A 17,325-nucleotide genomic window follows, 5' to 3' on the forward strand; every position below is an offset into this window, starting at 1 on the left:
CTAGAGATAGGACTCGGATTTTGACGCATTTAAACGATCAGTCAACCGATCAATAAATCGTTAAATGATCGGCATTATCCAAGGGATTGGAGGTTTTTATTTAAAAAGGTTAGCTTTAGTTGTTAACGCTGTCTTTTAATGTTTTACCTGCTTTAAACTTAGGAACGATTGCCGCTGGGATTTGAATTTCTTTACCCGTTTGTGGATTACGTCCTGTACGAGCTGCGCGGCTTGAAGTTTCAAAAGAACCAAAACCAACGATGGAAATTTTATCACCGCTTTTCATCGCTTCTGCGACAGTTTCTTCGAAAGATTTAAGTGCACGCGCGGCTTCAGCCTTAGTTAGATCCGCTGACTCAGCCATTTTTGCAACAAGTTCAGTTTTATTCATTTGAATTGTCTCTTCTTTCCGTAGATTTAATAATTGCACTGTGTAACATGCCATAAGCTTAGGCATATTAAAAGCAATTTGCTCGATGAATTAACGATAAAAGTTAAAAATAGTCGGTAAACTGACGTTTTGCTAATTTTCTTCAAGTCATTGAGAGATAATTTGCTTAATTAGCCTAGATTCAAAGGGTTTATCGCATAATGTATCGCTCCCCGCTTGTGGTATATTATTTCACCCTTTTATTGTTTTTATGTGTGCTTGTAAGTAACGTTTTGTCTTACTTGAAAAAGCGACCCAGTATTGAAAGATTAATGCAAAAAGTATGCTGGGTACTAGGTATTGCATGGGGATAACCTGGTTATTTAAGACGACTTTAACATCTTCAGGTGTGATCTGATAAGCAACGACGGCTGTGATGCCAAATGCGGTGAATCCAAGTGTTTGGATCCCAAGGTACAGCTTAAAAATAATACCAGCCCAAGTTGTGCGTAATAGTAAGCCTGCGATTACAGGAATAACGCCTAGAGTAAACAAATCAATGGAGTGTATATTAAGACTTCGAATGATGGCAAAGACTGCCGTAAAACAATAGGCAATAATGAGCAGTAACAAGGGAAGCGGAGGCATTTTCAACGAAATATTCATGGGTTTATTTTTATTATTAAATAGGGAGAGAATGAAAGTCATAGTGTAAGAAATTGCGTGGGTAAGATCTATACCCGTGATACTTGAAGATGCATGTTTTCAGAGCCTGTAAAAGTGCCAAATTCAAGGCGTATTATTGCAAGAATGCTTATTGCCTTTTAAAATGATACAACGCAGAAGTAGGTGCTTTTACAGACTACCAAGGGGCTGGTTTAAAAGCCTTTTATACTGCGTTATTGAACATCAACTTAGAATAACTAAGCACGCTGTTCAAAGCCTTGCCTAAAAGGCTTTTAATTCCAGCTGAATCCTGCATCTTCAAGTATCACGGGTATATACCTGTGATTGATGAATAATCCGTTACTAAAAACTGAGAATTTATCAGTCACGAGTATATAAAATTGGGGTGATGATTTGTTTTGCCTAATACATAGAGAGTTAGATAAAATGGCAGGGTATTCATCAATAAGAGACCACCATGATAGAAGCTGATTTTTGGGCGCTTGTTACTCGAACCACGGCCAGCCAAACACAAGAAGATTTAGCTGAAGCATTGAAAAAAAAGCTATCCTTATTATCCGATCCTGAGTTAAAAGCATTTGATAAAATTTTTGGGCAACAGATGCGTCGCAGCTATACTTGGACTATCTGGGGAGCGGCTTATATTATTACGGGTTGTGATTCAGAGTATGCTTTTTCAGAATTTCGCTGTTTTCTTATCTCGTTAGGTAAGGAGTGGTATGAAAAGGTACTGAAAAATCCCGATGATTTAGGGCAACTAGAGCAATGGCCAATGAAAGATGGTTATGCTTATCCCTTCCTTGATGAGTATGACTTAATTGCAGGTCAACTGTATGAGGAACGCAATGATGATGAGTTACCTTTTATTCCATCGGGATTAAGTCAGCCGAATGGGAAAAAGTTTTCTCATAAAAAGAAGCACTTAAAATCCAATTATCCACAGTTAAGCGCCGCATTTCCTTTTTAATCTTGCTTGGATAATTGAATTAATCAATGTTTGTGAGCTCTAAACATCATTATTCAATTAACTGGTAAGGTTATCTTATGAAATATAAGCATCGAATATGTCTATTCCTGTTCTCGTTAATGTCATTTTCAAGTTGGGCGATAGATGGCGTTGGACCTGATCAAGTCACTCGATCTGGCAATGTCACCATTGAGTGGGATAATCCCCAAGATTTTACTGATGTAAAATCAGTGTCTGGTAAGCAAGGTGCTTATGAAGCCAAAGTATTTAAAGCGTTGACAGATAATTTAGCGAAAGTTGCCAAGCAAACATTAAGGCCCGATTTAAAGTTAGAATTAATTGTGACAAACCTTGATTTGGCGGGTGATGTTCAATCCACATTTGGGGCAACACCTAATAATATCAGAGTGGTTAAGCCTGTTTTTCCTCCAAAGATTTCATTTAGTTACAGTGTGTTAGAAGGTGATAAGGTCATTATGGTTGGAGACGAAAAGTTGACGGATTTGAACTTCATGAATGGAGTGAAAAAGCCTAATGAAACACCTTTGAATTATGAAAATGCAATGTTAAAGTCTTGGTTGATAAACAAAGTTGAACCTCATTTGCCCACTGCTAATTAAGTCATTGTGCGCCATTAAATAACCCATTTTTAATGGCACATAAGGAAGAGTAGAGCATTATTTTGTGTTTTGCTTAAAGGCTTCTAGTGTTTGTAAAAGCAATACAAGCTTAGGTAGTAATTGGTTTAATGCTTGAGCAAAAGCGTCCTTATCTTTTGGAAGCGCCTCCATTTCTGTGGCGAGTTCTTGTACATAAGGCTTGAATCGATCGCTTTGTGTGGTGAACTTTTGCTCCTTTTTAAAAATAGCTGAGAATTTGGCATGGCCCGATTTCTTTAGTTCATCTAGTCTTTTGTCTGCATCGATTGCTTGGCGATAAGCCGTTTGCAGATTGCTTTGCAGTTGTGCTTGCACTTGAGTGTGTGGCATAACAGTCTCTGATCATGGTTTTTGCTCAATTATAAAGTATCACGAGTATAATAATAAGGAAAAATAATAATGGCGATCAGCCAAAGATGTCGATTCATGTACCGAGTATTACTCTGCCTTAGCTTTTTCTGTGCATCCAGTTTAGTGATAGCAGAAGATAAGCCTCTATTATATAAAGTAAACATTAAAGGAAAAACCGCTTATCTGTTTGGTTCAATTCATATTGGGCAAGCTGACTTTTATCCATTGCCTAGGAGAGTAACAGAGGCTTTTTCTCGCGCTTCAGGATTGGTGGTCGAGGCCAAACCTGACAATGAACATATGGTTCGATTACTGCAAAAATATGGTCGTAAGCCATATGCCCTAGATGAAAGAACAGCATTAGTGTTTGAGCAATATTGTCAAGATAGAGGGGACTTTTGTGCGACCATTTCCACTTTTTCTCCTTGGCTGCAAGCACTGCAGATCAGTTTAATGCGATATGGTGCTTTGGGGCTATCGAGTCAGCTTGGTGTAGACGTGACTTTAATGGAACAAAATGGCCAGCGACCATTATATGAACTGGAATCAGCAGAAGAGCAACTTGCTTTGCTCGCGTCTTTTTCTGAAGCTATCCAATGGCAAATGCTGGAAGAGTCGATTAAGGCTAGTGATGAGCAAATGTTATTATTAGTGAGCGCATGGCGCAAAGGAGATGCGCGATTGCTCTCAAGGTTAATTAAAAGTCAATTGTCGGCAAGGTTTGGCAAAACACAGGCTGAAGACTTGCCTCAAAAGAGAAACATGAGTGTCAAAGTGAATAATACAGAAGACGCTCTTATTGAGCGATTACTGTGGCAACGAAACCAGACCATGGCTTCAAACATTGAGAGGTTGCTTAATGCTCAAGGCCTTGACAATTTGTTTGTGGTGGTTGGTGTGGGACACTTAGTGGGAGACAGAAGTATTCAAAGTGAGCTTATTAAACAAGGCGCTAGCATTAAAAATTGTTGGCAAGAAGACTGTTTATCGACAAATCACTAAGCCTTGTTTTTAGGGGGAATGTGTTATTAAAAGTGTTTGAATGATTTATGATGTTAATGCTTACAGAGTTGCTCTTTTTGACAATACTGGTTTTCTATTTCGGATTAAGTTTGTATCGCTCTTTTTGACAATACTGGCTTTTTATTTCGGATTAAGTGTGTATCGCTCTTTTTGACAATACTGGCTTTTTATTTCGGATTAAGTGTGTATCGCTCTTTTTGACAATACTGGCTTTTTATTTCGGATTAAGTTTGTATCGCTCTTTTTGACAATACTGGTTTTCTATTTCGGATTAAGTTTGTATCGCTCTTTTTGACAATACTGGTTTTCTATTTCGGATTAAGTGTGTATCGCTCTTTTTGACAATACTGGCTTTTTATTTCGGATTAAGTGTGTATCGCTCTTTTTGACAATACTGGCTTTTTATTTCGGATTAAGTTTGTATCGCTCTTTTTGACAATACAGGCTTTCTATTTTGGGTTAAGTTTGTATCTGGTGAGCTAATGGGTAAAATGGCGACTATATTCTCTTATTTTGTTGATGGTTCGAGAGCGGTTTATGCATTTACATATTTTAGGTATTTGTGGCACTTTTATGGGCGGATTAGCCTTGTTAGCACGTTCGAAAGGGCACAAAGTCACAGGCTGTGATCTTAATGTTTATCCCCCGATGAGCACACAATTACAAGAACAAGGAATAAGATTAATTCAAGGTTACAATCCTGAGCAATTGGGCTCGAATGAAGATGAGCATCCCGATTTAGTTGTCATTGGTAATGCGATGAGTCGCGGAAATCCCTGTGTTGAAGCCGTGTTGGATAAAGGTATTCCTTATACCTCGGGGCCACAATTTTTAGCCGATCATATTTTAATGGATAAGTGGGTATTAGCTGTCTCTGGTACTCATGGCAAAACAACCACAGCCAGTATGTTAACTTGGATCTTAGAAGATTGCGGTTACACGCCAGGTTTTTTAATTGGTGGTGTACCGCAAAATTTAGGCGTTTCCGCTCGTTTAGGTGAGTCGACTTTTTTTGTGGTGGAAGCGGATGAATATGATAGTGCTTTCTTTGATAAGCGCTCTAAATTTGTGCATTATCGCCCTCGCACCTTAGTTGTGAACAATTTAGAGTTCGACCATGCGGATATTTTTGAAGACTTAGCAGCGATTCAAAAACAATTTCACCATCTTATACGCACAGTTCCTAGTCAAGGAAAAATTATTTGGCCTAATACCAGTCAAGCGATATCGAATGTGATGGCAATGGGATGTTGGAGTGAGCAAGAAACTTTGTATCCCTCGATGCGAACTGCTGGATTGAAAGGGCCTGAGAATATAGCGACAAGAACACTGGAACAGGCTAAATCTGATTGGTATGGGCAAGCACTTGTGGATGATGGTCATGTCTTTGATGTGTTTTTTAAAGGGCAAAAGCAAGGTCAAGTCAATTGGAGCTTGATTGGTCAACATAATATTGATAATGCAATAATGGCCATTGCGGCGGCCAGACATGTCGGCGTGAGTCCCGATGCAGCCATTAGCGCACTTGAGCGATTTGCATCACCTAAAAGACGTATGGAATTATTAGATACAGTAAAAGGGGTGGCAATTTTTGATGATTTTGCCCATCATCCTACCGCTATTGCGACCTCAGTTAGAGGAATGAGAGCGAAAGTGGGCTCAGCTAAAATCACGCTGATTATTGAACCGCGCTCAAACACCATGAAAGCGGGAGTGCATAAAGATACGCTAGTCAATTCATTTGAAGGAGCTGACGAAGTCTTTTTATATCAGCCTGAGCATTTAGATTGGAATATGGAAATGTCCATGGCTGAGGCGACGACTCCTGTGCATGTTCTGTCACAGCTGGAAGGCATTATTGAGCAAGTTATTGGAAAGGCGCAAAGTGGTGATACTATTATAGTGATGAGTAATGGTGGTTTTGGGGGCTTGCATCAGCGCTTAATTCAAGCGTTACAATCCAGTGACTGCTTATTGCAAGCATAAATGACCATTTATCTTAGGAAATATCATGTCTTATAAACGCGCTAAGCGTACCATGAGTTTAGCTTGGACTGGCGCATCGGGCGCCCCCTATGGACTTAAGTTATTATTTTGTTTGTTGCAGGCAGACTTTCAAGTTTTCTTGATGATCTCAAAAGCGGCAAGAGTGGTACTGGCTACAGAATGTGACTTAAAAATAAATAGTCAGGCTGATAAAGCAAAATCGCAATTATTGCATCATTTATCCATGAAATATGGTGTTGAGCCTGAGTTGATAAAGGGAGAGCTGTGTGTGCTTGGGCAGGATGAGTGGTTTTCTCCTCCCGCATCGGGTTCGGCAGCGCCAAAACAAATGGTGATTTGCCCTTGTAGCACAGGCACACTTGCGGCTGTGGCAACGGGCATGAGTAATCATTTGCTTGAACGTGCGGCAGATGTGGTATTAAAAGAGCGAGGGCAACTCATTCTAGTGCCAAGGGAAACGCCTTTTAATGCGATTCATTTAGAACATATGTTGTCACTTTCAAAGCTTGGGGCAACGGTAATGCCTGCAGCGCCGGGTTTTTATCATGATCCCAAATCGATTGAAGATCTGGTAAACTTCATGGTCGCTCGAATACTGGATCATTTGGGTGTTGAACATAAATTAACGGAGAGGTGGGGTTACGATCAACGCGGCTCTGACCTTGAATAATATCCACAAGGTTAAAAGTTAAATCGATAATTGAGAGAGATATGAAACACACGACCGAAATAATGATCTCAAGTGATGAGATTGATCAGCAGTTAGAAATATTGGCCGATAAAATTAATGCCCATTATGCTAATAGTGAGCGTTTATTAATGGTAGGATTATTAAAGGGTTCTGTGGTTTTTATGGCGGACTTGTGTCGTCGTATTAAAGGTCATGTTGAAATCGATTTTATGTCGGTATCGAGCTATGGTGATGCAATGACCAGTTCTCGAGATGTCAAAATTTTAAAAGATGTACAGTCTGATATTCAAGGCAGAGATGTATTGATCGTTGAAGACTTAATTGACTCAGGTAATACCTTGAATAAGGTTCGTGAAATGTTATTGCTTCGTGAGCCTAAAAGTTTAGCTTTGTGCACTTTACTGGATAAACCAGAGCGCCGTGAAGTGGAAGTGCCAGTGGATTTTGTGGGCTTTACCATTCCTGATGAATTTATTGTGGGTTATGGAATCGATTATGCTGAGCAATATCGTAACTTACCTCATATCGCTAAAGTGGTGCCATTAGATTAAGTCCATATTTTATTGTTAAAATTGATAATGAATGAATCATTGTTCAGCTTGATAATGATTGAACATTTCATGCTTTAGTATGTACTTTTATAAAAAGCTCCTGTTTATACAGGAGTTTTTTATTTGTTACAGAGCTTGTCTTAATCCTCTTTGTTATTGTTCTAGGTAAATTTTACTGGTCAGTACAATATTAGATTTGTTAGGATTGAGCATGATTTAAGACTTTAGTTTGATTAAGCCTATTACTGTCAAAAGAACACTTCCAAATGTAGGCGTTTTTCTTTTTTATCGGATAAATACAATGAAAAATACAGAGTATGCTCTCGTCCTTGAAGAGGTAAAAAAAACCTACAAAGGCGGCGTTGAAGCGGTTAAGGGCATTAGTTTAAAAGTACGACAAGGGGACTTTTACGCATTGCTAGGCCCCAATGGAGCGGGTAAATCAACGACAATTGGTATTATCAGTTCTTTAGTTCAAAAAACATCGGGTCGAGTTTCAGTTTTTAATCACAATATTGATGCTGAATTGGAATTAGCCAAGCTTTGTATTGGCTTGGTGCCACAAGAGTTTAATTTCAATCAATTTGAAACTGTTTTGCAAATTGTGATGAATCAGGCCGGTTATTATGGTGTTCCTAAAAATCAAGCGTTAATGAGAGCACAAAAGTATTTGAGTGAACTGGATTTATGGGAAAAACGTCATAGTCGAGCGCGGGAATTATCTGGCGGTATGAAACGCAGGCTAATGATCGCGCGAGCATTAATGCATGAACCTCAGCTATTGATCTTGGATGAGCCCACAGCGGGAGTGGATATTGAGTTACGCCGCTCTATGTGGACATTTTTAACGGATCTTAATCAGCAAGGGATCACGATTATTTTGACAACCCATTACCTTGAAGAGGCGGAGATGCTGTGTCGTCATATTGGGATTATTGATAAAGGCGAATTAGTTGAAAATACGACTATGAAGAGCTTGCTCAGTCGTTTGCATCTTGAGACTTTTATTTTGGATTTAGCTGAAAATAGAGAAGCTGCACCCGAGGTTGTGGGCTTTCCAACACGTTTGACCGCTCCTCACACTTTAGAAATTGATGTTGAAAAAGATCAAAGTATTAATCAGGCCTTTGCACTGTTAAGTCAACAAAGTATTGATGTGCTGTCGATGCGTAATAAGGCCAATCGTCTTGAAGAGCTATTTGTGACTTTAGTCGAAAAGGCGAAAGGAGAACCCGCATGAATATGAAAGCGTTATATTTTACGGCTTTTAAAAGTATTCTTAAAAAAGAAATTACTCGTTTTACCCGTATTTGGGTACAGACCTTAGTCCCGCCTGCCATCAGTATGACTTTATACTTTTTGATTTTTGGTAGCTTAGTGGGTAAGCGTATTGGTGAAATGGGAGGCGTGTCTTATATGGAGTTTATTGCACCGGGTCTCATTATGATGTCGGTGATCACTAGCTCTTATTCTAATGTGGCCTCTTCTTTTTTTAGTGCAAAATTTCAACGTAATTTGGAAGAGCTCATGGTTGCACCAGTCCCCCATTATGTGATGATAGCGGGGTATGTGGGCGGTGGTGTAGTACGGGGTTTGTTAGTTGGATCTATCGTTACTAGTGTTGCGTTATTCTTTGTCAATTTATCGCTACATAATTTACCTTTAGTCATATTAACGGTATTTATCACCTCGATATTGTTTTCATTGGCTGGATTAATTAATGCGGTTTTTGCAAAAAGTTTTGATGACATCAGTATCATTCCCACATTTGTCTTGACGCCATTGACCTATTTAGGGGGCGTGTTTTACTCGCTTTCTTTATTGCCTCCTTTTTGGCAGGGAGTATCGACGTTAAATCCTGTAGTCTATATGATTAATGCATTTCGCTACGGTTTTTTAGGCATTGCTGATATGAGTGTGCCGTTTTCCATTGGCGTGATGATTACCTTTTGTCTTAGCTTTTGGTTTGTCGCTTATTACCTGATTTCGAGAGGCATTGGGTTACGAAGTTAATACTCAAACCGCCTAATAAGGCGGTTTTTTGATGCACTTCTTATTTGAATGATAGGAATGATGAATAATTTGACTGTTCATACAATAAATTCATCATGTTACAGTGACTTATTCCTGGGAGATGCTACTTTTTCTAGTCAAAGAGATAATTTTTTTGATATGATAATGAGATAGAGTACAAGATGTGCTCAATGTCTTTTTGGCAGAAGTTAAGCCGTATTGTGAATCGAATAAAAGGAGTTATTCATGAGAACGTTTTTTAAAATCACATTATCTTCCACTATTGCTATTATTGTTGCGCTACTTCTTTTCTATTTTTCTCCTGTTCAGGCGACTCAATATCGGCCCTTAGAAGCCTTAATTTATCAGGCATGCCCATTAGTGGCTTTTGTGGTGGGGTATTTAATTTATCAAGTCTCAGGCTTAGTGGGAAAAGAGTAGGGATAAAATCTTGGCGCGAGTGAGTATAAGTGAGTGATATTGCTCATTTCAATGAGGGGACAAATATATGGGTGAGGATTCATCATCCATTTTGAATGTTGTTTTTACATGTATTACATCACAGCGCTATTGGAAAATAGCGCTGAATGTGTCGAGTTTATTCTGGATCGTAATCAAGGACTGGCATGAGCCAACGTTCGGCTTCGGTGACACTCATGTTTTTACGTTTAGCATAGTCTTCGACTTGATCTCGGCCAATATTACTTATCCCAAAATATCGTGATTTGGGATGGGCAAAATACCAACCAGATACGGCTGCTGTTGGGAACATGGCATAGCTTTCTGTAATATTAAGGCCTATGGTTTCATCGGGTTTTAATAACTCCCACAATAAGCCTTTTTCTGTGTGATCTGGGCAAGCAGGATAACCGGGTGCTGGGCGTATGCCCTTATATTTTTCTTTAATGAGTTCTTCATTATTAAGCTTTTCATCGGCAGCATAACCCCAAAACTCTTTTCGCACTCGCTCATGCATGCGTTCTGCAAAGGCTTCGGCGAGTCTATCGGCAAGGCACTTAAGCATAATGGCACTGTAGTCATCATGCTCGGCTTCAAAACGAGCCACATGTTCATCAATACCGTGGCCTGCGGTCACGGCAAACCCTCCCATGTAATCGGGCACGCCACTTTCTTTAGGGGCAACAAAATCGGCGAGGCAGAAGTTATCATTGCCCACGCGCTCAATTTGCATGCGTAAGTGATGTGTCGTCATTTCAATGCTAGTGCGAGATTCATCGGTATAGAGCTCTATATCATCAAAATTGACTGTATTAGCAGGAAAGAGTCCAATCACTGCCTTGGCGGTTAACCATTTATCCTCAATGATTTTTTTAAGCATGGCTTGCGCGTCGGCGTAGAGTTTTTTGGCTTCGACACCGACGACTTTATCTTCAAGAATTTTAGGAAAGTGGCCATGAAGCTCCCAGCTTCTAAAAAAGGGTGTCCAGTCGATACGTTCAACTAAATCTTCTAATGGATAATCTTCAAAGACTTGACGGCCTAATTGATTTGGTACGAAAGGCGTGTAGTTTTCCCAGTCATGTTGGCAGCGGTTTTCCCGTGCTTTTTCGATGGAGGTGATGACTTTACGTTTGGTTTGAGCATTGCGCTTATCACGCATGGCTTGATATTCGTTATAGGCTTCATCTATGGTGGTTTGGCGCGTTTCATCATTAATGAGCCTTGAGACCATAGGAACGGCACGTGATGCATCGGCAATATAGATAGCACCCGTTGGCGAATGGGGAGCGATTTTAACGGCTGTGTGGATCTTGGAACAGGTTGCGCCGCCGATAATGGAAGGAATAGTGAGTCCAGCTTTATAAAAACTTTTGACATTGTGGACCATTTCATCGAGGCTGGGAGTGATTAAACCTGACATACCTATGATATCGACATTTTCAGCTTTGGCGGTTTCAATGATTTTTTCAACGGGAACCATGACGCCTAAATCAATGACCTCATAACCATTACAAGCCAAGACAACCCCTACAATATTTTTACCGATATCATGGACATCCCCTTTCACTGTCACCATTAATATCTTACCGTTAGACTGACCTTCAACTTTTTCAAGTTCAATGAAGGGATTTAAATAGGCAACGGCTTTTTTCATGACGCGAGCCGATTTGACCACTTGAGGTAAAAACATTTTTCCTGAGCCGAATAAATCGCCGACAATGTTCATGCCGTCCATTAAAGGTCCTTCAATCACATCCAGTGGGCGGTCGGCTTGTTGTCTTGCTTCTTCGGTATCTTCATCAATAAATTCAGTGAGTCCTTTTACTAGTGCATGGGCTAGACGCTTATTAACAGGTAAGTGACGCCACTGTAAATCTTCTTTTTTGGTAACTTGATTGCCGCCACCTCTAAATTTTTCTGCGGCTTCTAATAATTGTTCGGTATTGGATGAGTCGTTAACAGGGCAAGGTAAGTTTTGTACCACATTTTCAACTAGCTGTTTTAACTCATTATCGATATCATCATAAATAGCTAACTGACTGGCATTCACTATGCCCATGTCCATACCCGCTTGAATGGCATGGTATAAAAAGACGGCATGTATGGCTTCGCGTACAGGGTTATTACCACGAAATGAAAAAGAGACGTTAGAAACCCCTCCTGAGATCATGGCATGGGGTAAGGTTTGCTTAATTTCACGGGTGGCCTCGATGAAATCAACGGCATAATTATCATGCTCTTCAATGCCTGTGGCGATAGCAAAAATGTTAGGGTCAAAAATAATATCTTCGGGAGGAAAGCCGACTTTATCAACCAGTACGTGATAAGCACGAGTGCATATTTCTACTTTACGCGCTTTGGTATCTGCTTGTCCTTCTTCATCAAATGCCATAATAATGGCTGCGGCGCCATAGCGTTTGACCAGTTTGGCTTGCTCGATAAATTTATCTTCTCCTTCTTTAAGGGAGATGGAGTTAACGATCCCTTTGCCTTGTATGCATTTGAGTCCCGCTTCAATGACTTCCCATTTAGAGGAGTCAATCATAATAGGCACGCGGGAAATGTCAGGCTCAGAGGCAACGAGATTTAAAAATTTGTGCATCATCTCAACGCCATCAAGCATGCCTTCATCCATGTTGATATCGATGATTTGCGCTCCATTTTCCACTTGTTCACGGGCAACCTCTAAGGCGGTTTCAAACTCACCCTCTTTAATGAGGCGTAAAAAACGTGCCGATCCCGTGACATTGGTTCGCTCTCCGACATTGATAAACAAGGAATGCTCATCAATGTTAAGCGCTTCTAATCCAGACAGACGACAGGCTATGGGCAAGTCTGGAATGGTGCGTGGAGAATGGTTAATAACCGCATTTCGAATGACTTTGATATGCTCGGGTGTCGTGCCACAGCAGCCTCCAACGATATTTAACAAGCCTTCGGCAGCCCATTCTTGAATGACCTCTGCCATTTCTTCTGGGGTTTCATCATATCCACCAAACTCATTGGGCAAGCCCGCATTGGGGTGTGTAGAGACGTAACATTCTGCGATTTTTGAAAGTTCTTCGACATAAGGTCGTAGCTCTTTGGGGCCCAATGCACAGTTAAGCCCAATAGAGAGTGGCTTGACATGGCGAAGTGAGTTGTAAAAGGCTTCTGTTGTTTGACCTGTTAATGTTCGACCTGAGGCATCGGTAATGGTGCCTGAAATCATGATGGGTAATCTTGCCCCTAGCGTATCGAATACGGTTTCAATGGCGAACAGGGCGGCTTTGGCATTGAGGGTGTCAAAGATGGTTTCGACCATGATGAGATCGACGCCACCAGTAATGAGGGCATAAATGGACTCCATGTAAGCGTCGACAAGTTCATCAAAACTGACATTTCGAAAACCAGGATCGTTGACATCTGGGCTAATCGAACAGGTGCGATTAGTGGGGCCGAGTACACCAGCGACATAGCATTCACGGCCTGTTTCTGCTATGACTTCTGTTGCGGCGGCTTTAGCAAGGCGAGCACCCTCGAGGTTAATTTCAGCCGATAATGCCTGCATGTCATAATCGGCCATGGCAATGCGGGTCGCATTAAAGGTGTTTGTCTCTGTAATATCGGCGCCAGCCAATAAATAATCTTTATGGATTTTTTTTATGGTGTCGGCTTGGGTGAGCACTAATAAATCATTATTGCCTTTGACATCACAGGGCCAGTCCTTAAAGCGCTCTCCTCTAAAGTCGGACTCTTCAAATTGATGATCTTGGATCATGGTTCCCATGGCACCATCTAACATTAAAATCCCATTGTTCAGTTGTGTTTGCAGTTGGGCTGTTTTATCAACTAGGGTAATAGTTGAAGGGCTGGGATGGATTAATGTTGAGGATTGTGCTGCCATGATTCATTCCTATTTGGGTACGGGGTAAAACCAAGCCTTATTAATATTACCTTGTTTCAGGTTAAACTTGAGTATGACTTTTATTGATAAGTTTACTCGCTTAGAAAAGATTACACCGTAAAGACTGCAATTTACTTTAGACATTTAAACGTATAGACGTCCATATTACGTGAATTAATGCTCAAAGTACAAGAATTAACATGATGGAGCGTTTTTGTGTTCTCTAATGTTATTCTAATTGTTTTCTATTTGTAATTTAAGCGTCCTCTATTGTTGTATGTATTGTTTTTTATTTGTGTCTTTATTGTTCTATAATGTTTTGTTTTCTATTTGTGATTTTAGTGTTCTTATTTATTTGTTTTTTGATAATCAATATAAAAGTCAAGCAGGCGCTATTGGAACGATCCTTGAAGCCAGCATCATCTAATGGTGAATACATGTTGAAGTTTATTTTGAAAATGATAGGGAAAGTGAACACTATGCCCATTAAGTAGAGCATAGGCAAAGTAAATTGAATTGGCTGAGAGTATCATTGTTTTATAGGTGCCCTATGGCTTACATCCAATTATTTATACCACTAATACCGACAAGGTATTGTTAATTAATGAGTAATGTGAAAAATCAAGAAGAAAATGCATTATCGGTTTACGAACTGGGTTTATGGGCTAAATTGACAGATAAATGTTTAGCTAATGTCGTTTAATATCCATTTCAACCTTCAAAAAGGGCTTGTCTTAGGTATTATAGGTTCCCTATGGCTTACATCCAATTATTTATACCACTAATACCGACAAGGTATTGTTAATTAATGAGTAATGTGAAAAATCAAGAAAAAAATGCATTATCGGTTTACGAACTGGGTTTATGGGCTAAATTGACAGATAAATGTTTAGCTAATGTCGTTTAATATCCATTTCAACCTTCAAAAAGGGCTTGTCTTAGGTATTATAGGTTCCCTATGGCTTACATCCAATTATTTATACCACTAAGACCGCCAAGGCATTGTTAATTAATGAATAATGTGAAAAATCAAGAAGAAAATGTATTATCGGTTTACGAACTGGGTTTATGGGCTAAATTGACAGATAAATGTTTAGCTAATGCCGTTTAATATCCATTTCAACCTTCAAAAAGGGCTTGTTTTAGGTATTATAAGTTCCCTATGGCTTACATCCAATTATTTATACCACTAAGACCGCCAAGGTATTGTTAATTAATGAGTAATGTGAAAAATCAAGAAGAAAATGTATTATCGGTTTACGAACTGGGTTTATGGGCTAAATTGACAGATAAATGCTCAGCTAATTTTGTCTAACATTCATTTCAATCTTCAAAAAGGGCTTGTCTTAGGTATTATAGGTTCCCTATGGCTTACATCCAATTATTTATACCACTAAGGTATTGTTAATTAATGAATAATGTGAAAAATCAAGAAGAAAGTGTATTATCGGTTTACGAATTGTATTTGCAGATAAATGCTCAGCTAATTTTGTCTAACATTCATTTCAATCTTCAAAAAGGGAAGGTCTTAGGTATTATTGGGCCTAATGGCGCAGGAAAGTCTAGTCTTTTACGGTGTTTATATCGTTATTTAAAACCGACTTCTGGACATATTGAGCTCTTTAATCAGGATATTGCGACGTTCTCATCAAAGGCTTTTGCTCAAAAAGTGGCTGTGGTGCTGCAAGATACGCCTCAGCATTTTGACATGACAACACGGCAATTGGTGGCGTTAGGTTTAACCCCTCATAAAAAGCTGTTTGATGGTCATACTCAGCTTGATGATGTCGCGATAGATAAAGCATTAAGAAGAGTGGGGTTAATTGATAAGGCTTTTCAAGTATTTGAGTCCTTATCGGGAGGGGAGAAGCAGCGAGCCTTGATTACCAGAGCAATAGTGCAAGATCCTCAATTACTGATTTTAGATGAACCGACAAATCATCTTGATGTTAGATATCAAATTCAAATTCTTGAATTATTACGATCATTGAATATGAGTGTGATCATTTCTATTCATGATTTAAATTTGGCCAGTGCCCTTTGTGACTCATTATTGTTATTGGAGAAAGGGGGAGTTGTTGCTCAAGGTTCGCCTCAAGAAGTATTAACAGAAGCAAGGATTTCACATGTATTTGATGTATGTTGTGAAATACATTCACACCCACAGCATGGTAAGCCACTTATTTGTTATTTTTATGGTTATGAAGAGGGTGTTTCTTGTGAACATGATAAGGAAAATCATTCGATAAATGTTATTACTTAGTCAATTGCTCAAAGGTTTTTTGCGTTTTTTTGGGATCCCTTTAGGATTGTTTGTTGGTGCTTTTTCTTTATTGTTAGCTGTCAGTTTTGGCGCGGCCGACATTGGTATTGTGGATGTGCTTCAAAGTTTGAATGCTCATGTGTTTGGCATCAATGAAACCTTAGGGTTGAAAGATCGAATTATTATGGAGTTGAGATTACCTCGAGTCTTGTTAGCCTTTATTGCAGGAGCGGGGCTGTCGATTGCAGGCAGTGTACTGCAAACCGTGACACGAAATCCTTTGGCTGATCCCTATTTATTTGGCATTTCTTCAGGTGCTTCTTTTGGGGCTGTTGTGGTATTGACCTTATTAGGGCAGGGGATTTTATCTTATTATGGATTAACTTGGGTAGGCCTGCCGATAGGCGCGTTGATTGGGGCTGGGTTATCCGTGTTTATTGTGCTGAGCATGTGTGGTAAAGATGTGGGGCGGCAAGTCGAACGTATGTTGCTTTCTGGTGTGGCCGTGTCTTTTATGTTTGGTGCATTAAGCAGTTTAATGTTGTATTTTTCTTCTCCACAAGCCGCTGCATCAGTGCTTTTTTGGAGTTTAGGCAGTTTTGCCAAAGCCACGTGGTCAGGGCTCATGTTGCCAGCTTTGGTCGTGGTATTTTGTACTGCAATTATATTGTTGTTTCAACGCTCTATTATTGCCATGAAAATGGGGGATGAAACGGCTCATACCTTAGGGATTAACGTTTCTTTATTAAGAGTTGGCATGTTAATTCTTTGTTCGACTATCACTGCGACATTAGTGGCTTCTTGTGGTGGCATTGGTTTTGTGGGATTAATGATCCCTCATATAGTACGCTTAATTTTTCCAGGCCAACTCTCCTTGATATTGACAGGAGTTTTAGGGGGAATTTTTATGATTTGGGTTGATGTTTTGGCCAGAACGATGTTGAGCTCTCAAGAGCTTCCAGTAGGGATTATTACTGCTGTTATTGGTAGTTTATTTTTCTTGTTTGTACTAAAGACCCGCAAGCAAGAGGCATGATTATTAGTGGGGGGATTTGTTAAGACAGATGATTTTGACTGAGGTACGTGATGTCTTGGGCAGAAGGTAAGAAGGATGTTGAGTTCTCAAGCATTATTCAGAAGCATCAGTAGGGATTATGACTGCTGTTATTGGTCGTTTATTTTTCTTGTTTGTACTAAGAACCCGTCGACAAGAGGCATGATTGTCAGTGGGGTCAGTGAGGCTATTTGTGAAGATGGATGATTTAGATTGATGTACGTGATGTCTTGGCCAGAAGGATGTTGAGTTCTCAAGCGTTATTCAGAATCATCAGTAGGGATTATGACTGCTGTTATTGGTCGTTTATTTTTCTTGTTTGTACTAAAAAGCCGCAGCCA

15 protein-coding genes are annotated in these 17,325 nt (G+C 39.7%); 11 read left to right on the forward strand and 4 right to left on the reverse strand.

Annotated features, from left to right (window positions below; translation table 11 throughout):
- Nucleotides 1–115: 115 nt before the first annotated feature.
- Together Q0791_RS17395 and Q0791_RS17400 are read right to left on the reverse strand one after the other, a co-directional pair.
- Nucleotides 116–391 (reverse strand): HU family DNA-binding protein, encoded by a 276-nt coding sequence (locus Q0791_RS17395; protein WP_299009042.1) that lies wholly within the window; start codon nucleotides 389–391, stop codon nucleotides 116–118.
- Between the two features lie 231 nt (nucleotides 392–622).
- A complete protein-coding gene (locus tag Q0791_RS17400) occupies nucleotides 623–1,036 on the reverse strand; it encodes a hypothetical protein (RefSeq protein WP_299009044.1) in 414 nt (137 codons plus the stop codon).
- Between the two features lie 478 nt (nucleotides 1,037–1,514).
- Here Q0791_RS17400 and Q0791_RS17405 point away from each other — a divergent pair, with 478 nt between their 5' ends.
- A complete protein-coding gene (locus tag Q0791_RS17405; protein ID WP_299009046.1) occupies nucleotides 1,515–2,024 on the forward strand; it encodes a DUF4240 domain-containing protein in 510 nt (169 codons plus the stop codon).
- A 77-nt stretch (nucleotides 2,025–2,101) separates the two neighbouring features.
- A complete protein-coding gene (locus tag Q0791_RS17410) occupies nucleotides 2,102–2,644 on the forward strand; it encodes a DUF3016 domain-containing protein (protein ID WP_299009048.1) in 543 nt (180 codons plus the stop codon).
- A 57-nt stretch (nucleotides 2,645–2,701) separates the two neighbouring features.
- Here the strand turns inward: Q0791_RS17410 and Q0791_RS17415 are convergent, their stop codons facing one another.
- Nucleotides 2,702–3,013 (reverse strand): prephenate dehydrogenase, encoded by a 312-nt coding sequence (locus tag Q0791_RS17415; protein ID WP_299009049.1) that lies wholly within the window; start codon nucleotides 3,011–3,013, stop codon nucleotides 2,702–2,704.
- 69 nt (nucleotides 3,014–3,082) lie between these two features.
- On the opposite strand from Q0791_RS17415, the gene Q0791_RS17420 reads away from it, so the two are divergent.
- The 7 genes from Q0791_RS17420 (at nucleotide 3,083) to Q0791_RS17450 (ending at nucleotide 9,760) form a co-directional block, all read left to right on the forward strand.
- Nucleotides 3,083–4,036 carry a TraB/GumN family protein gene (locus Q0791_RS17420; RefSeq protein ID WP_299009052.1) on the forward strand — a complete coding sequence of 318 codons (954 nt, stop codon included), beginning with the start codon at nucleotides 3,083–3,085 and terminating at the stop codon, nucleotides 4,034–4,036.
- Between the two features lie 558 nt (nucleotides 4,037–4,594).
- Nucleotides 4,595–6,043 carry a UDP-N-acetylmuramate:L-alanyl-gamma-D-glutamyl-meso-diaminopimelate ligase gene (mpl, locus tag Q0791_RS17425; RefSeq protein WP_299009054.1) on the forward strand — a complete coding sequence of 483 codons (1,449 nt, stop codon included), beginning with the start codon at nucleotides 4,595–4,597 and terminating at the stop codon, nucleotides 6,041–6,043.
- A gap of 25 nt (nucleotides 6,044–6,068) precedes the next feature.
- Complete coding sequence (locus Q0791_RS17430; protein ID WP_299009056.1) at nucleotides 6,069–6,734, forward strand: flavin prenyltransferase UbiX; 666 nt, start codon at nucleotides 6,069–6,071, stop codon at nucleotides 6,732–6,734.
- 41 nt (nucleotides 6,735–6,775) lie between these two features.
- Entirely contained in the window at nucleotides 6,776–7,306 is a 531-nt protein-coding gene (hpt, locus tag Q0791_RS17435) for a hypoxanthine phosphoribosyltransferase (protein WP_299009058.1), read from the forward strand.
- A 301-nt stretch (nucleotides 7,307–7,607) separates the two neighbouring features.
- Complete coding sequence (locus Q0791_RS17440) at nucleotides 7,608–8,546, forward strand: ABC transporter ATP-binding protein (protein WP_299009060.1); 939 nt, start codon at nucleotides 7,608–7,610, stop codon at nucleotides 8,544–8,546.
- A 2-nt stretch (nucleotides 8,547–8,548) separates the two neighbouring features.
- Nucleotides 8,549–9,319 (forward strand): ABC transporter permease, encoded by a 771-nt coding sequence (locus Q0791_RS17445; RefSeq protein WP_299009093.1) that lies wholly within the window; start codon nucleotides 8,549–8,551, stop codon nucleotides 9,317–9,319.
- A 246-nt stretch (nucleotides 9,320–9,565) separates the two neighbouring features.
- Entirely contained in the window at nucleotides 9,566–9,760 is a 195-nt protein-coding gene (locus Q0791_RS17450) for a hypothetical protein (protein ID WP_299009063.1), read from the forward strand.
- 157 nt (nucleotides 9,761–9,917) lie between these two features.
- Here Q0791_RS17450 and metH read toward each other — a convergent pair whose 3' ends face one another.
- Nucleotides 9,918–13,667 (reverse strand): methionine synthase, encoded by a 3,750-nt coding sequence (gene metH, locus Q0791_RS17455; protein ID WP_299009065.1) that lies wholly within the window; start codon nucleotides 13,665–13,667, stop codon nucleotides 9,918–9,920.
- Between the two features lie 1,411 nt (nucleotides 13,668–15,078).
- Between metH and Q0791_RS17460 the strand changes: the two genes are divergently transcribed.
- On the forward strand, nucleotides 15,079–15,930 hold the full coding sequence (locus Q0791_RS17460; protein WP_299009067.1) for an ABC transporter ATP-binding protein: 852 nt from the start codon (nucleotides 15,079–15,081) through the stop codon (nucleotides 15,928–15,930).
- Entirely contained in the window at nucleotides 15,917–16,966 is a 1,050-nt protein-coding gene (locus Q0791_RS17465) for an iron ABC transporter permease (protein ID WP_299009070.1), read from the forward strand. The genes Q0791_RS17460 and Q0791_RS17465 overlap by 14 nt, the downstream gene beginning before the upstream one ends.
- Nucleotides 16,967–17,325: the final 359 nt, after the last annotated feature.

The organism is uncultured Shewanella sp. (genome assembly GCF_947495455.1).
Classification (GTDB): Bacteria; Pseudomonadota; Gammaproteobacteria; order Enterobacterales; family Shewanellaceae; genus Shewanella.

Bases quoted from the DNA above. Each gene is read 5' to 3' on its own strand.
- Q0791_RS17395 (WP_299009042.1), bottom strand. From the start codon at position 391: ATGAATAAAACTGAACTTGTTGCAAAAATGGCTGAGTCAGCGGATCTA.
- Q0791_RS17400 (WP_299009044.1), bottom strand. From the start codon at position 1,036: ATGAATATTTCGTTGAAAATGCCTCCGCTTCCCTTGTTACTGCTCATT.
- Q0791_RS17405 (WP_299009046.1), top strand. From the start codon at position 1,515: ATGATAGAAGCTGATTTTTGGGCGCTTGTTACTCGAACCACGGCCAGC.
- Q0791_RS17410 (WP_299009048.1), top strand. From the start codon at position 2,102: ATGAAATATAAGCATCGAATATGTCTATTCCTGTTCTCGTTAATGTCA.
- Q0791_RS17415 (WP_299009049.1), bottom strand. From the start codon at position 3,013: ATGCCACACACTCAAGTGCAAGCACAACTGCAAAGCAATCTGCAAACG.
- Q0791_RS17420 (WP_299009052.1), top strand. From the start codon at position 3,083: ATGGCGATCAGCCAAAGATGTCGATTCATGTACCGAGTATTACTCTGC.
- mpl (WP_299009054.1), top strand. From the start codon at position 4,595: ATGCATTTACATATTTTAGGTATTTGTGGCACTTTTATGGGCGGATTA.
- Q0791_RS17430 (WP_299009056.1), top strand. From the start codon at position 6,069: ATGTCTTATAAACGCGCTAAGCGTACCATGAGTTTAGCTTGGACTGGC.
- hpt (WP_299009058.1), top strand. From the start codon at position 6,776: ATGAAACACACGACCGAAATAATGATCTCAAGTGATGAGATTGATCAG.
- Q0791_RS17440 (WP_299009060.1), top strand. From the start codon at position 7,608: ATGAAAAATACAGAGTATGCTCTCGTCCTTGAAGAGGTAAAAAAAACC.
- Q0791_RS17445 (WP_299009093.1), top strand. From the start codon at position 8,549: ATGAAAGCGTTATATTTTACGGCTTTTAAAAGTATTCTTAAAAAAGAA.
- Q0791_RS17450 (WP_299009063.1), top strand. From the start codon at position 9,566: ATGAGAACGTTTTTTAAAATCACATTATCTTCCACTATTGCTATTATT.
- metH (WP_299009065.1), bottom strand. From the start codon at position 13,667: ATGGCAGCACAATCCTCAACATTAATCCATCCCAGCCCTTCAACTATT.
- Q0791_RS17460 (WP_299009067.1), top strand. From the start codon at position 15,079: ATGAATAATGTGAAAAATCAAGAAGAAAGTGTATTATCGGTTTACGAA.
- Q0791_RS17465 (WP_299009070.1), top strand. From the start codon at position 15,917: ATGTTATTACTTAGTCAATTGCTCAAAGGTTTTTTGCGTTTTTTTGGG.